This window comes from Saccharothrix coeruleofusca (assembly GCF_014648515.1).
Lineage (GTDB): Bacteria > Actinomycetota > Actinomycetes > Mycobacteriales > Pseudonocardiaceae > Actinosynnema > Actinosynnema coeruleofuscum.
This window is the reverse complement of the sequence record NZ_BMRG01000007.1, coordinates 133391-147868: the sequence shown is the minus strand read 5'-3', so window position 1 is coordinate 147868 and position 14478 is coordinate 133391. Positions and strand designations below refer to the sequence as shown.

Sequence of the window (14478 nt, the reverse complement as noted above, 5' to 3'; positions counted from 1 at the left end):
AATCCCGTGGCTATCCGTTCCCGATGGCTCGGCCTGCTGGCCGCCGCGAGCCTGCTGCTCGCACCCGCCACCGGCTGGGCCCAGAGCACGACCGACCAAGACCGGGACGGGGTGAACGCCGCCGTGGCGCGGCCCGCCGAGGTCAACGGCCAGTTGCGGGTCTGCGGCGTCAAGCTGTGCAACAAGCACGGCAAGCCGGTCCAGCTGCGCGGCATGAGCACCCACGGCATCCAGTGGTACGCGCACTGCGTCAAGCCCGCCTCGCTGGACGCCCTGGCCGACGACTGGGGCGCGGACATCCTGCGCATCTCGATGTACGTCCAGGAGGACGGCTACGAGACCGACCCCCGCAAGTTCACCGACATGGTGCACAACTACATCGAGGAAGCCACCAAGCGCGGCATGTACGCGCTGGTCGACTGGCACCAGCTCGACCCCGGCGACCCGAACTACAACCTGGCCCGCGCCAAGACCTTCTTCACCGAGGTCGCGCGGCGGCACAAGGACAAGACCAACGTCATCTACGACATCGCCAACGAGCCCAACAACGTCTCGTGGGCGGGCATCAAGTCCTACGCCGAGCAGATGATCCCCGTCATCCGGGCGCAGGACCCCGAGGCCGTGGTGTTCGTGGGCACGCACGGCTGGGCGTCGCTGGGCGTCTCCGACGGCCGCAGCGAGGCCGACATCGTCAACAACCCCATCAACGCCACGAACTTCATGTACACGTTCCACTTCTACGCCGCGTCGCACCAGGACGAGTACTTCGAGGCCCTCAAGCGCGCGGCGGCCCGCCTGCCGATCTTCGTGACCGAGTTCGGCACCCAGACCTACACCGGCGACGGGGCCAACGACTTCGCCTACGCGGCGAAGTACCTGGACTTCCTGGCGGCCAACCGGATCGGCTGGACCAACTGGAACTTCTCCGACGACTTCCGGTCGGGCGCGGTGTTCAAGGAGGGCACCTGCGAGGGTGACAGCTTCGCGGGCACCGGCGTGCTCAAGCCCGCAGGCGTGTGGATCCGTGACCGCATCCGCAGCGCGGACGACTTCCCCACCGCCTGACCTCCAGCGCCCGCAAGTACCACCCGACCCCTCGGAAAGGGCCGTCAACCACTACCCGTCCCACGGCTCCGTCGGCACGGGTAGTGGTCGCACGCTCCGCGAGGGCACGCGGGTGGTACTTGCGGGCGCCAGGTCGGTCGGACCGCTGGGCTCAGCTCGTGGGCCAGGTGTGCACGGGTTCGTTGCTGTGCATCAGGTCCCGGTAGGAGCGCAGCATCCGGCGCAGCGCCTCGGGCCGGTCCAGCGAGGTGTGGTCGTAGTGCCGGTGGAACGCGCGCGCCTGCCAGGTCGCGCCGTTGAGCCCGGTCAGGCAGCGCTGCTCGATCACGCCCAGCAGCCGGTCCCGCTCCTTCTCGTCCACCCGCAGCTTCACCAGCCCCTCGTGGGCCAGCGGCAGCAGCCGCCGCAGCACCAGTTCGGCCACCGGGACGGTGCCCAGCCCCGGCCAGTAGACCAGCGCGTCGATGCCGTTGCGGGCGCCCGAGACGAAGTTCTCCTCCGCCGCGCTGAAGGACATCTGCGTCCAGAGTGGACGCTCCTCCTCGGCCAGCATCTTCACCAGCCCGTAGTAGAACGCGCCGTTGGCCAGCGTGTCGATCACGGTCGGCCCGGCGGGCAGGGTGCGGTTCTCCACGCGCAGGTGCGGCTGGTCGCGCACCACGTCGTAGACCGGCCGGTTCCACCGGTAGATCGTGCCGTTGTGCAGCCGCAGCTCGGCCAGCGACGGGGTGTCGCCGCGCTCCAGCACCTGCAGCGGGTCCTCCTCGTCGCAGATGGGCAGCAGCGCGGGGAAGTAGCGCACGTTCTCCTCGAACAGGTCGAAGATCGAGGTGATCCAGCGCTCCCCGAACCACACGCGGGGCCGCACGCCCTGCTCCTTGAGCTCGTCGCTGCGGGTGTCGGTGGCCTGCTGGAACAGCGCGATGCGGGTCTCCCGCCACAGCTCCTTGCCCAGCAGGAACGGCGAGTTCGCGCCCACCGCCACCTGCACGCCCGCGATGGCCTGCGCGGCGTTCCAGTAGGCCGCGAACTGGTCGGGGCTGACCTGGAGGTGGAACTGCGTGCTGGTGCAGGCCGCTTCGGGGACGATCGAGTCCGCGGTCATCTGCAACCGCTCCACGCCCTCGATGCCGATGTGCAGGTCCTCCCCGCGCGCGGCCAGCACCTGCTCGTTGAGCAGCGCGTAGCGCGGGTTGCCCGACAGCGCGTCCACGGCCATGTGCTTGGCCTGCAGCGTCGGCAGGATGCCGATCATCACCATGTGCGCGTCGATCCCGCGCGCCTTGTGCTCGGCCTCGTTGAGGCTGTCCCGCACGGTCTCCTCGAACTCGGTGATGCCGCCCTCGTTGAGCTGGCGCGGCGCCACGTTGATCTCCAGGTTCCACTGGCCCAGCTCGGTGACGAAGTCCCCGTCGGCGATGACCTCCAGCGCCTGGGAGTTCTTCATCGCCGGGTCGCCCGCGTCGTCGACCAGGTTCAGCTCGATCTCCAGCCCGGTCATGGGCCGGTCGAACTCGAACCGGGACTCGCGCAGCATCCGGGCGAACACGTCGAGGCAGCGCCGCACCTTCGTCCGGTACCGCGTGCGGTCGTCGCGGGTGAACTCGTGCCGTGCGACGTCGTCGCCCAATGCCGCCTCCTCGCCTGGATCAGCGAGCGGGTACCGCGATCGCGGTGACCACAAACCCGTCCCGCGCCAGCCAGCGGCCGGTGAACCCGGTCAGTGGGATGCCGTCCACCACCGGGGCTTCGACCAGGATGCGCGCGCTGAAGGTGCCCCCGTCGGGGTCGATGGTCACCTCGGCGTCCTCGAAGCCCAGCCAGCTGCGGGTCAGCGGGAACCACGCCTTGTAGACCGTCTCCTTGGCGCTGAACAGCAACCGGTCCCAGCTGGTCTTCCCGTCCGCCGCGCGCAGCTCGGCGGTCCTGGCCAGCTCGCCGGGCAGCGCGATGGCCTCCAGCACCCCGTCCGGGGTGGGCTCGTCGGGTTCGGCGTCGATGCCGACCGTCCACACCTCGGAGGCGCGGGCCACGGCCGCGGCGCGGTAGCCCGCGCAGTGGGTGATGCTGCCGACCACGCCCGCGGGCCAGAGCGGCTCCCGCTTGGGGCCGGGCAGCAGCGGCACGGGCGGCAGGCCCAGCCTGCCCAGCGCCACCCTGGCGCAGTGCCTGCCGGTGGTGAACTCCCGGCGGCGCTTGTCCACCGATCTGGCGATGTGCTCCTCCTCCTCGGGGAACAGCACCGCCTCCGCCGGGTCGCCGAACGACTCGACCGCGGCCACCGGTTCCGGCAGCAGGTCCTCGATCACCGCTGATCCCCCTCGCGCAGCACGTCCAGCAGCGGTGCGCCGGTCCAGCCCCGTGGCTGCCACTCCCTCGGGTAGCCCAGCGACACCTCGTCGAAGCGCACGCCGTCCACCCGGATGGTGCGCGGGATGTGCAGGTGGCCGTACACCGCCGCGGCGGCCCGGAACCGCAGGTGCCAGTCCGCGGTGCGCTCGGTGCCGCACCACAGGGCGAACTCCGGGTAGCGCAGCACGCGCGTGGGCTCGCGCACCAGCGGCCAGTGGTTGATCAGCACCGTGCGCAGCGACGGGTCGACCGCGGCCAGCCGCCGCTCGGACTCCGCCACCCGCGCCAGGCACCACGCCTCGCGGCTGGGGTGGGGGTCAGGGTGCAGGAAGTACTCGTCGGTGCAGATCACGCCCGCCCGCTCCGCGGCGGCCAGCGCGGACCGCTTGTCCGAGGTGCCCGCCGGGCGGAACGTGTAGTCGTACAGGGTGAACAGCGGCGCCACCGCGACCGGCCCGCCCGCGCCCTCGAAGACCGGGAACTCGTCCTCGGGCGTGCGCACGCCGATGCTCCGGCACAGCTCCACGAGCTGCTTGTACCGCACCTCGCCGCGCGCCTGCACCGCGTCGTCCTTCGTGGTCCACAACTCGTGGTTGCCAGGAGACCACACGACCGTGTGAAAACGCTTGCTCAGCAGGGTCAACGCCCACTCGATGTCGGCGAACTTCTCCGCCACATCCCCCGCCACGATCAACCAGTCATCCGCCGAATGCGGCCGGATGGCTTCTGTGAAATCACGGTTCTGCTGGTAGGTGACGTGCAGGTCGCTGGTGGCGAGCAGGCGCGGTGGACTGGTCACGTTCCCGAGCGTAGCCGTCACCTCAAGGAGTGAGGGGCGACCGTTCGCCCGTTCATCGCGCGAAGCCGGCCGCTCGGCGTGGTACGACTGGCCGCGTGACGATGGAGCCGTCCGTTCGTCGCGCTCCCGGTTATGGCCGGGCACCGGGGTTCCTAGCGTGATGGGTATCACGACTGTCCTGGCGGAGGACCCGATGACCAACCACACCCCACCCCCCCGACCCGCACCGCAGCCGTTCGGGCGAACGGTCGGCGCCGAGATCGCCCGCCAGGCCAGGCAGCACGTCCACCCGGCCGTCGCGCCCCGGCGCTCGGCCGAGGACGTCGCGCTGGCCACCCTGCTGCGCGCCCGCCAGCGCGGGGACGAGCAGCGCCAGGAGCCGTGGGTGCGCCGCGCCCCGGAGAGCCCGGCCAGGCCGCCGCACGCGGACGTGATCGAGCAGCTGTCCGCGCGCCTGGTGCCGCCCGCGCTGTGGGCCGCGGTGGAGCCGGTGATCCCGCCCGCCAAGGTGCGCCGCCAGGGCGGCGGGCGCGGGCGGGTGTCGGACCGGGCGGTGTTCACCGCGATCGTCTTCGTGCTCACCAGCGGCTGCGCGTGGCGGCACCTGCCGCCGACGTTCGGGGTGACCGTGCCGACCGTGCACCGGCGGTTCCAGGAGTGGACCGACGCGGGCCTGTGGACGCGGCTGCGCCGGGTGGCCGCGGAGGGGCGCGGCGAGGACGCGGAGTGGCTGCGGCTGGTGCTGGAGGCCGCCGAGCGCCGGGGCACCAGGGCGGTGGGCTGAACCCCCGTCCGCGAGTCGCGCGCCACGAACCGGGGACGGGTAGTAGTTAAGGGCCCGCGCGGGCACGTCGGGTAGTACTTGCAGGCGCTTTGGGGTCAGGAGGCGTGGATGCCGGGCTGGTACTTGGGCACCCGGACGCTGATCTTGGTCCCCAGCCCCTGCGCGGTCTCCACCACCAGCCCGTAGTCGTCCCCGTAGCACCGCCGCAGCCGCTCGTCGATGTTGCCCAGGCCGATCCCGGCGGTCTCGCCCACCTGCCCGGCCAGCGTGCGGCGCAGCGCCTCCGGGTCCATGCCGATCCCGTCGTCCTCGATGGTGATGTGCGCCTCGTCGCCCGCGTCGGCCGCGTGGATGGCGATGTGCCCCGGCCCGACCTTGCCCTCCATCCCGTGCCGCACCGCGTTCTCCACCAGCGGCTGCAGGCACAGGAACGGCACCGTCACCGGCAGCACCTCGGGCGCGATCTGCAGCGTCACCTGCAACCGCTCGCCGAACCGGGCCCGCTCCAGCGCCAGGTACTGGTCGATGGACTTCAGCTCCTCCGACAGCGTGGTGAAGTCGCCCGCGCGCCGGAAGGAGTACCGGGTGAAGTCGGCGAAGTCCAGCAGCAGGGTCCGCGCCCGCTCCGGGTTGGTGCGCACGTAGGAGGCGATCGCCGACAGCGAGTTGTAGATGAAGTGCGGCGAGATCTGCGCCCGCAGCGCCCGCACCTCGGCCTCCACCAACCGGGTCCGCGAGCGGTCCAGCTCCGCCAGCTCCAACTGCCCCGACGCCCACCTGGCCACCTCGTTGGTGGCCCGCACCAGCCCCGCCGACGGCTCGCGGCTGTAGGCGGCCAGCACGCCCACCACGCGGCCCTCGACGGTCAGCGGCGCCAGCACCGCGGTGTGCACCGGGCAGTCCGGCTCGGCGCACGAGATGTCGAACGCCCGCGTGCGGCCGGTGGCGAAGACCTCGCCCGCCAGCTGCACCGCCTGCGCCGCGTGGTGCTCGCCGCCGCCCTCCCAGGCCACCACCTCGGTCTCGTCGATCAGCGCCAGCGCGGGCGTGCCCAGCAGGGTGCGCAGGTGCCGGGCGGACTTCTTGGCCGCCTCGGGCACCAGCCCGGCGCGCAGGGGGGGAGCGGCCGACCACGCGGTGTGCAGGGTCTCGAAGGTGATCCGCTGCGCCTCGGTCAGGAAGTCGTTGCGCGTGCGGGAGGTCCGCCACAGCACCGCCACCACGGCCGCGCCCACCAGCAGGGCCGCGCCCACCGCCCACAGCGCCGTCACAGCCGGTCCTGACTGCGCAGACCCAGGTTCTCCGGCGCGTGCAAGCGCACCATCACGTGGTTCACCCCCGGCGGCACCCGGCGCGGCGTCAGCAGCGACACCGCGTACATCACGACGAAGCCCAGCGGCGCGGTCCACGCCGCGGGCCGGGCCAGGAAGGCGTGGTACCAGGCGTCCCCGGAACCCGAGCTGATGGTCACCATGCCCGCCGCCAGCGCGGGCACCCCGCCCGCCAGCATCCCGGCGACCGCGCCGATCGTGGTGATCCGGGTGCTCCAGATCCCCAGCACCAGCAGCGGGCACAGCGACGACGCCGCCACGGCGAACGCCAGGCCCACCATGTCCGCCACCGGCACCCTGCCCACCAGCGACGACATGGCCAGCGGCACCAGCACGGCGATCACGGTGGACACCCGGAACCCGCGCACGCCGCGCAGCCGCAGCACGTCCCGGCTGAGCACCCCGGCCAGCGACACCATCAGCCCCGAGGAGGTGGACAGGAACGCGGCGAACGCGCCCCCGGCCACCAGCGCCCCCAGCAGCTGCCCGCCCACCCCGCCGACCACCCGGCTGGGCAGCACCAGCACCACCGCGTCGGTGTCGCCGGTCATCAGCAGCTCGGGCGCGTAGAGCCTGCCCAGCGCCCCGTACAGCGGCGGCATCAGGTAGAAGAAGCCCAGCAGCCCCAGCACGATCAACGTCGTCCGGCGGGCCGCGCGACCGTTGGGGTTGGTGTAGAAGCGCACGATCACGTGCGGCAGCCCCATGGTGCCCAGGAACGTCGCGATGATCAGCGAGTACACGCCGTAGAGCGGGAATTGCTCGCCGCTGCGCATGGGCAGCGCCCACTGCTCGTTGGTGGTCCGCTCGATCGTGCTCACGTGCGGCACCGGGGCGCCTGCGGGGAAGGTCAGCCGCGAGCCCGCGGCCACGGTGTGCTCGCCCACCGCCATCGACGCCGGGCCGTCCACCCGCGCGCCGTCGACCACCCCGGTGCCGGTGAAGGCGACCGGCTGCTCCGCGTGCACGGTGGTGCTGGTGTCGAACGACACCGAGGTCTCGCGGGAGAACTGCGGGGACGACGGCGCGGCCAGGTCGCGCGCGCCCTGCGCGTGCCAGGCCAGCACCACGAACACCAGCGGCACGGTGATCGCGGTCAGCTTGAGCCAGTACTGGAACGCCTGCACGAAGGTGACGCTGCGCATCCCACCGGAGATCACGTTCCCGGTCACCACGACCGCCACCACCAGCGCGCCCACCCAGTCCGGCGCCCCGGTCACCGTGTGCAGGGTCAGGCCCGCGCCCTGCAGCTGCGGCAGCAGGTACAGCCACCCGATGCCCAGCGCCAGCACGCTGGCCACCGCGCGCACCACCGGCGAGCCGAACCGCGCCTCGGCGAAGTCCGGCAGCGTGTAGGCGCCGCTGCGCCGCAGGGGCGCGGCCACCAGCGCCAGCAGCACCAGGTACCCGGCGGTGTAGCCGACCGGGAACCACAGCATGTCCGGGCCGTAGGCGAAGATCAGCCCGGCGACGCCCACGAACGAGGCGGCCGACAGGTACTCGCCGCCGATGGCCGAGGCGTTCCACCACGGCGACACCGTGCGCGAGGCCACGAAGAAGTCCGAGGTGGTGCGGGACACGCGCAGCCCGTAGGCACCGATCAGCGCCGTGCCCAGCGCCACCACCAGCACCGCGACGATGCCGTAGGTGCTGTTCACGAGCGCTCCACCAGCTCGGCGAACTCGCGCTCGTTGCGCTCGGCCTGCCGGACGTAGAACCAGCCGGCCAGCACCAGCACCGGGAACACCACCACCCCCAGCAGCAGCCAGGGCAGCTGCAGGCCCAGCAGCCGCTGCTCGCTCAGCCTCGGGACCAGCGCGAACACCACCGGCAGCGCCGCCAGGGCGCCGCACACCACCGCGCACAGCAGCAGCCCCAGCCTGCGCTGGGTGCGGATCAGCGACCGCATGTAGACCGCGCCCAGCTCGCTCTGCTCGTCGATCTCGCGGGAGGCCGGGTAGGGCCGGGGGGCGCGGGGGGCGCGGGTGCGCGGACTGGTGACCACCACCCGCTGCGCCGGGGGCTGGTGGGGGCCGGTCATGTCGGTTGCCGGTTGCGCCGCACCAGCAGCTGCCGCAGGTGGCGGGCGTGCCTGCGGCTGACCGGCAGCACCGCGCCGCCGATGTTCACGCTCAGGTGGCCGTCCTCCAGGCGCAGCTCGTCGATGTGGCTCAGCGAGACCAGGTGGCTGCGGTGGATGCGCACGAACCCGGCCGAGCGCCAGCGCTCCTCCAGGCCGTTGAGCGCGGCCCGGACCAGCCCGCTGCCGGTGGCGGTGTGCAACCGCGCGTAGTCGCCGTGCGCCTCGACGTAGCGAATGTCAGCCAGCCGGATGAACCGGGTGATGCCGCCCAGCTCGACCGGGATGACCTCGTCGCCCACGTCCGGGGCCTTCTCCGCCGGGGCACCGCCGGAGGGCTCGGCGGTCTTGGAGTCCAGCACCTCGTGCACGATCCGGTGCACCGACTCGGCCAGCCGCTCCGGGCGCACCGGTTTGAGCAGGTAGTCCAGCGCCTTGAGCTCGAACGCCTCCACGGCGGGCTCCTGGTGCGCGGTGACGAACACGATCGGCGGCGGCTGGGCGAACCGGGACAGCACCCGCGCCAGGTCCAGCCCGTCCAGGCCGGGCATCCGGATGTCCAGGAACACGGCGTCCACGGGCTGGCCCGCGTCCATCGCCCGGTGCAGCGTGCGCAGCGCCTTGGTCGCGTCGGTGACCGCCTCCACGTGCGCCACCCTCGGGTCCGACCGCAGCAGGTAGACCAGGTCCTCCAGGGCGGGGGCCTCGTCGTCCACGGCCAGCACCCGCAGCGTCCGCTCCAGCGCTCCTCGGCGCTCCGGCCCCTCGCACAGGGGACAGGGAAGGGTCGACGTCATGGGCGTCCAATGCGGTGTCTCGGCGTCGTCGGCGATTAGACCATTGGAGGGTCATCCTCGCCCCTGGGGGTGGTCAGAGGCAATGGCCGTCGCGCGGCTCGCGCGTCACCGAGGCTGACCTCCAGCTCCAGGAACGCCTCCTCGGCACGCCTGGCGGCCAGCACCACCGAGGCCGCGGCGGCCGAGCCGATCAGCCTGCGGGTGGGGTCGCGCAGCTCGCGGACCGACTCCGACCAGTGGCTGGCCTGCCTCGCCAGTTCGGTCAGCGCGCGGACCAGCTCCTCGACGGTCAGCGGAGCGCCGCCGTGCGGGCGTGCCAGGTCGGCGAGCGGGTCCGGAGCCATCGGCGTCCCCCGAGTCGGTGCGGTATCGAAATCGATCGTCCCGCCGGGGTGACAACGTGGTCAACGGTTGGTGGCAGTGGTCTCAATTGGCTCAAACCGACCGGCGTCGATCAACACCCGAACCGATGGGTTTGCTCACCGCTTCGTGTGGCTCGCCGCGCGCCGCGACGCGGCGTGTTCTTACGGTCCTGCCGGCGTCCGGGCCTCGGCCGGGACGCCGATCCGGGAGGGTGGGCACCGCGACGCCCCGTCCACCGCCCTCCCGGCCGATGACCCGAGCGAGAGGGTACGGCTGTCGGACGGGGTGGGACTGGTTACCGGCGGTGCGGCGGTCGGCGGTAGGTCATGGACAGTATCCGGGACGAGCGGCGCGCCTGGCGGCCCGCCCGCATCCTCGGCCTCCTGGTCGCGGGTGCGCTCTCCCTCGGTCTGGCCTTCGGGCTGGCGCCCGCGGTCTCGGCCGCCCCAGGGGTGAACTGGGACGCCGTGGCCCGCTGCGAGAGCGGGGGCAACTGGTCGATCAACACCGGCAACGGCTACTACGGCGGCCTGCAGTTCAACCCGAACACCTGGCGGGCCAACGGCGGCACCGGCATGCCGCACCAGGCCTCCCGCGAGGAGCAGATCCGGGTGGCCGAGAACGTGCTGCGCACGCAGGGCATCGGCGCTTGGCCGGTGTGCGGCAAGCAGGCGGGTGCCGCCGCGGCGCCGGTCCGCGCCCAGGCGAGCCCGCAGGTCAAGGCGCCGGTCAAGGCCAGTGCGCCGGTCAAGGCCAGCGCGCCGGTCAGGGCGAGCACGCCGGTGAAGCAGGCGCCGGTGACCGGGTCGATCGACAACCCCGCGGGCGACTACACCATCCAGCCCGGTGACACCCTCACCGCGATCGCCGAGAAGCACGGCATCGACGGCGGCTGGCAGACCCTGGTGCAGCGCAACACCCGGTTCTTGACCAACCCGGACCTGATCTACCCCGGCCACCGGATCGCCCTTCGGTAGGCCGACCCCGCGCCAGGCGCGGCGGCCAGGCCCGGCCCCCGCGCGCACGGCGACCCCCAGGGCGGGACCGGACGGGGCGGACTTCGCCATCCGACCCCGGTGCGGCCCCTGATGACGGAACGCGCTGGTTCGGCCAGTGGCCCGGTGGTGGTCGCGGTCAAGGCGAAGGCCGCGACCGCCACCGCGCAAAAACCCCGACAACTCCACAGCGGCACGCGACCGGGGCGGTCAGCCGCCCAGCGCGCCCACCTCGGTGATCCGCACGGCCGCCGTGCCGATCTCGTCGGACTCGGCCAGGTCGACCTCCGCGGAGAAGCCCCAGTCGTGGTCCCCGGCCGGGTCGTCGAAGATCTGCCGCACCAGCCAGCGACCCGGCTCCTCGGTGATCACCAGCATCGCCGGTCCGCGCGCGTTCGGGCCGGTGCCGATGTCCTCGTGCTGCTCGAAGTAGGGCTCCAGCGCGTCCTGCCACTCCTCGGCGGTCCAGCCCGAGTCGCCGTCGAGCTGCCCCAGCTCGTAGTAGTCGCGGCGGGCGGCCAGCTCCACGCGGCGGAACAGCGCGTTGCGCACCAGCACCCGGAACGCGCGCACGTTGCGGGTGACCGCGGGCGGGCGCTCGTCCAGCTGCGCCGCGGCGGTCTCCCCGGCGGCCTCGGCGGTGGGGTTGCGCAGCTTCTCCCACTCGTCGAGCAGGCTGGAGTCGACCTGGCGGACCAGCTCGCCCAGCCACTCCACCAGGTCGTTGAGCTCCTCGGTCTTGGCGTCCTCTGGCACGGTCTGCCGCAGCGCCTTGTAGGCGTCGGCCAGGTACCGCAGGACCAGGCCCTCCGAGCGCGCCAGCGCGTAGAACGACACGTACTCGCTGAAGGTCATGGCGCGCTCGAACATGTCGCGCACCACCGACTTGGGCGACAGGTGGTGGTCGGCGACCCACGGGTGCCCGCGCCGGTAGGTGGCGAACGCCGCCTCCAGCAGCTCCGCGAGCGGCTTGGGATAGGTCACCTCCTCCAGCAGCTCCATGCGCTGGTCGTACTCGATGCCCTCGGACTTCATCGCGGCCACCGCCTCGCCGCGCGCCTTGTGCTCCTGCGCGGACAGGATCTGCCTCGGGTCGTCCAGCGTGGACTCCACCACCGACAGCACGTCCAGCGGGTAGCCGGGCGAGTCCCGGTCCAGCAGCTCGATGGCGGCCAGCGCGAAGGGCGACAGCGGTTGGTTGAGCGCGAAGTTGACCTGCAGGTCCACGGTCAGCCGGATGTCGTCGCCGTCGCGCTGCACCACGCCCGCGGCCAGCAGCCCCCGGTACATCGAGATGGCGCGCAGGATGTGCTTGCGCTGCGCGGGCCGGGGCTCGTGGTTGTCCTCCAGCAGGTGCCGCATCGCCGCGAAGGCGTTGCCCGGCCTGCCGATGACGTTGAGCAGCATGGCGTGGCTGACCTGGAAGCTGGAGGTCAGCGGCTCCGGCTCGGCGGCCACCAGGCGCTGGAAGGTCTGCTCGCTCCAGGACACGAAGCCCTCGGGCGCCTTCTTGCGCACCACCTTGCGCCGCTTCTTCGGGTCGTCGCCCGCCTTGGCCAGCGCCTTCTCGTTCTCCACCACGTGGTCGGGCGCCTGCACCACGACCGTGCCGACGGTGTCGTAGCCCGCGCGCCCCGCCCGACCCGCGATCTGGTGGAACTCGCGCGCCTTGAGGTGGCGGGTGCGCTGGCCGTCGTACTTGGACAGCGCGGTGAACACCACCGTGCGGATCGGCACGTTGATGCCGACGCCGAGGGTGTCGGTGCCGCAGATGACCTTGAGCAGCCCGGCCTGCGCCAGCTGCTCCACCAGCCGCCGGTACTTGGGCAGCATCCCCGCGTGGTGCACGCCGATGCCGTGCCGCACCAGCCGCGACAGCGTCTTGCCGAAGCCGGAGGTGAACCGGAAGCGGCCGATCATCGCGGCGATGTCGTCCTTCTCCGCGCGGGTGGCCACGTTGACGCTCATCAGCGACTGGGCCCGCTCCAGCGCCGAGACCTGGGTGAAGTGCACGACGTAGATCGGCGCTTCCCGGCCGTGCAGCAGCTCCTCGATGGTCTCGTGCAGCGGCGTGGTGACGTACTGGAAGTTCAGCGGCACCGGCCGCTCGGCCGAGCGCACCACGGCCGTGCCGCGCCCGGTGCGCCGGGTGAGGTCCTTCTCGAAGAAGGAGACGTCGCCCAGGGTCGCCGACATCAGCAGGAACTGCGCCTGTGGCAGCTCGATCAGCGGCACCTGCCAGGCCCAGCCGCGATCGGGCTCGGAGTAGAAGTGGAACTCGTCCATCACGACCTGGCCGACGTCGGCGTCCGCGCCGTCGCGCAGCGCGATGTTGGCCAGGATCTCGGCGGTGCAGCAGATGATCGGCGCGGTCTCGTTGACGCTGGCGTCGCCGGTCATCATGCCGACGTTCTCCGCGCCGAAGGTGTCGATCAGGGCGAAGAACTTCTCCGACACCAGCGCCTTGATCGGCGCGGTGTAGAAGGTGCGCTGCCCCTGCGCCAGCGCGGCGAAGTGCGCGCCGGTGGCGACCAGGCTCTTGCCCGAGCCGGTGGGGGTGCTCAGGATGACGTTCGAGCCGGAGACGATCTCGATCAGCGCTTCCTGCTGGGCCGGGTACAGCTGCAGCCCCTGCTCCCACGCCCAGTCGGCGAAGGTGTCGTAGAGGGTGTCGGGGTCTGGGGTGGCCGGGAGCCGATCGGTGAGAGTCATCGCAGGCAGATCATAGGCGCACCGCCCCGCCCACCGGCTGCCGCGCGCCAGGTGTGACGATTAGCTGTTGCAGTGCTCTGGCCACAACGCGGCGCTGGCAACTAGCGTGGGTCGGGTGTCCGACTCGGTAGCGATGCACATGAGCGACGGGCTGCTCGACGCGCCCACCTCGCTGGCCTTCCTGGCCGTCGCGGTGCTGGGCGTGGGGGTGGCGCTGGCCAGGGCGCGCGGCGACCTCGACGACCGGACCGCGCCGATGGCCGGGCTGGTGGCCGCGTTCGTCTTCGCCACCCAGATGCTCAACTTCCCGGTGCTGCCGGGGGTCAGCGGCCACCTGCTGGGCGGCGCGCTGGCCGCGATCCTGGTCGGCCCGTGGGTCGGCGCGCTGTGCGTGACCATCGTGCTGGTGCTGCAGTCGCTGCTGTTCGCCGACGGCGGGGTCACCGCGCTGGGCGCGAACATCACCAATATGGCGCTGATCGGCACCGCCGCCGGCTACCTGGTGGCGCTGGCGCTGCGCGGCCTGGCCCGCCGGGGCAAGGGCGGGCTGGCCGCGGTGGCGTTCGTCTCCGCGCTGGTCAACACGGTGCTGGCATCGGCGGGCTTCGTCGTGGAGTACGGCGTCGGCGGCCAGGGCGGCGTCGGGTTCGGCACGGTCGCGGCGGCCGTGCTGGGCGTGCACGTGCTCATCGGTGTCGGCGAGGGCCTGATCACCGCCGCCACGGTCACCGCGGTCGCCGCGGCCCGGCCCGACCTGGTGCACCTGCTGCGCGGCGCGCCGCGGAAACTGGAGCTGCGGTCGTGAAGCGCTTCTTCCTGGGATTCGCCCTGGTCAGCCTGCTGTTCGCGGGTGTGCTGTCCTACTTCGCCAGCTCCGACCCCGACGGCCTGGACCACGTGACCGAGCAGCAGGGCATCGCCGAGCACGCGCGGGAGCACCCGCTGGCCGACGGCGTGCTCGCCGACTACGCGGTGGGCGGCGACGACCGGTTCACCGGGATCGCGGGCGTCATCGGCGTGCTGGTCACGCTGCTGCTGGCGGGTGGGCTGTTCTGGCTGCTGCGCAAGCGCTCCGGCGCAAGCGGATGAGCGCGGAGGTGAGCGCGGGATGAGCGCCGTCACCGCGCTGCACCTGCCCGGCGACTCCCCGGTGCACCGGCTGGCGCCGCACGTGAAGGTGGTCGTGGCGTTCGCCTCGGT

General features: G+C 72.3%; 13 protein-coding genes and 1 pseudogene. 5 read left to right on the top strand and 9 right to left on the bottom strand.

Going from position 1 to position 14478, the window contains the following annotated elements; genetic code table 11:
• The first annotated feature begins 6 nt into the window (after nt 1-6).
• Nucleotides 7-1065, top strand: coding sequence for a glycoside hydrolase family 5 protein (locus IEZ00_RS19605; RefSeq protein ID WP_209621151.1), 1059 nt, complete (start codon nt 7-9; stop codon nt 1063-1065).
• A gap of 151 nt (nt 1066-1216) precedes the next feature.
• Here the strand turns inward: IEZ00_RS19605 and IEZ00_RS19600 are convergent, their stop codons facing one another.
• From IEZ00_RS19600 to IEZ00_RS19590, 3 genes are read right to left on the bottom strand one after another with little or no spacing between them, the layout of a single operon-like run.
• Nucleotides 1217-2695 (bottom strand): glutamate-cysteine ligase family protein, encoded by a 1479-nt coding sequence (locus IEZ00_RS19600; protein ID WP_189224733.1) that lies wholly within the window; start codon nt 2693-2695, stop codon nt 1217-1219.
• Nucleotides 2696-2714: 19 nt separating this feature from the next.
• Nucleotides 2715-3374, bottom strand: a complete 660-nt coding sequence (locus tag IEZ00_RS19595; protein WP_189224732.1) for a 4'-phosphopantetheinyl transferase family protein — start codon at nt 3372-3374, stop codon at nt 2715-2717.
• Nucleotides 3371-4216 (bottom strand): metallophosphoesterase family protein, encoded by an 846-nt coding sequence (locus IEZ00_RS19590; protein WP_189224731.1) that lies wholly within the window; start codon nt 4214-4216, stop codon nt 3371-3373. The genes IEZ00_RS19595 and IEZ00_RS19590 overlap by 4 nt, the downstream gene beginning before the upstream one ends.
• 430 nt (nt 4217-4646) lie before the next feature.
• Here IEZ00_RS19590 and IEZ00_RS19585 point away from each other — a divergent pair.
• Nucleotides 4647-5038: pseudogene (locus IEZ00_RS19585) on the top strand (transposase); the annotation flags it as partial.
• Nucleotides 5039-5095: 57 nt separating this feature from the next.
• Here the strand turns inward: IEZ00_RS19585 and IEZ00_RS19580 are convergent.
• The 5 genes from IEZ00_RS19580 to IEZ00_RS19560 are packed head-to-tail and all read right to left on the bottom strand — an operon-like array spanning nt 5096 to nt 9552.
• Complete coding sequence (locus IEZ00_RS19580) at nt 5096-6271, bottom strand: histidine kinase (protein ID WP_189224730.1); 1176 nt, start codon at nt 6269-6271, stop codon at nt 5096-5098.
• Complete coding sequence (locus IEZ00_RS19575) at nt 6268-7989, bottom strand: sodium/solute symporter (RefSeq protein WP_189224729.1); 1722 nt, start codon at nt 7987-7989, stop codon at nt 6268-6270. The genes IEZ00_RS19580 and IEZ00_RS19575 overlap by 4 nt, the downstream gene beginning before the upstream one ends.
• Nucleotides 7986-8372, bottom strand: a complete 387-nt coding sequence (locus tag IEZ00_RS19570; RefSeq protein ID WP_189224728.1) for a DUF485 domain-containing protein — start codon at nt 8370-8372, stop codon at nt 7986-7988. The genes IEZ00_RS19575 and IEZ00_RS19570 overlap by 4 nt, the downstream gene beginning before the upstream one ends.
• Nucleotides 8369-9208: a LytR/AlgR family response regulator transcription factor gene (locus IEZ00_RS19565; RefSeq protein WP_189224727.1), complete on the bottom strand. Its 840-nt coding sequence runs from the start codon at nt 9206-9208 to the stop codon at nt 8369-8371. The genes IEZ00_RS19570 and IEZ00_RS19565 overlap by 4 nt, the downstream gene beginning before the upstream one ends.
• Nucleotides 9209-9243: 35 nt before the next feature.
• Nucleotides 9244-9552: a hypothetical protein gene (locus tag IEZ00_RS19560; protein ID WP_189224726.1), complete on the bottom strand. Its 309-nt coding sequence runs from the start codon at nt 9550-9552 to the stop codon at nt 9244-9246.
• 345 nt (nt 9553-9897) lie between these two features.
• Between IEZ00_RS19560 and IEZ00_RS37945 the strand changes: the two genes are divergently transcribed.
• On the top strand, nt 9898-10548 hold the full coding sequence (locus tag IEZ00_RS37945; RefSeq protein WP_189224725.1) for a LysM peptidoglycan-binding domain-containing protein: 651 nt from the start codon (nt 9898-9900) through the stop codon (nt 10546-10548).
• 228 nt (nt 10549-10776) lie between these two features.
• Here IEZ00_RS37945 and IEZ00_RS19550 read toward each other — a convergent pair whose 3' ends face one another.
• Nucleotides 10777-13278, bottom strand: a complete 2502-nt coding sequence (locus IEZ00_RS19550; RefSeq protein WP_189224724.1) for a DEAD/DEAH box helicase — start codon at nt 13276-13278, stop codon at nt 10777-10779.
• 115 nt (nt 13279-13393) lie between these two features.
• On the opposite strand from IEZ00_RS19550, the gene IEZ00_RS19545 reads away from it, so the two are divergent.
• Both IEZ00_RS19545 and IEZ00_RS19540 read left to right on the top strand, forming a co-directional pair.
• Nucleotides 13394-14083 (top strand): energy-coupling factor ABC transporter permease, encoded by a 690-nt coding sequence (locus IEZ00_RS19545; RefSeq protein WP_209621133.1) that lies wholly within the window; start codon nt 13394-13396, stop codon nt 14081-14083.
• Complete coding sequence (locus tag IEZ00_RS19540; RefSeq protein WP_189224723.1) at nt 14080-14367, top strand: PDGLE domain-containing protein; 288 nt, start codon at nt 14080-14082, stop codon at nt 14365-14367. Before IEZ00_RS19545 ends, IEZ00_RS19540 begins: the two co-directional genes overlap by 4 nt.
• The last annotated feature ends 111 nt before the right edge of the window (nt 14368-14478 follow it).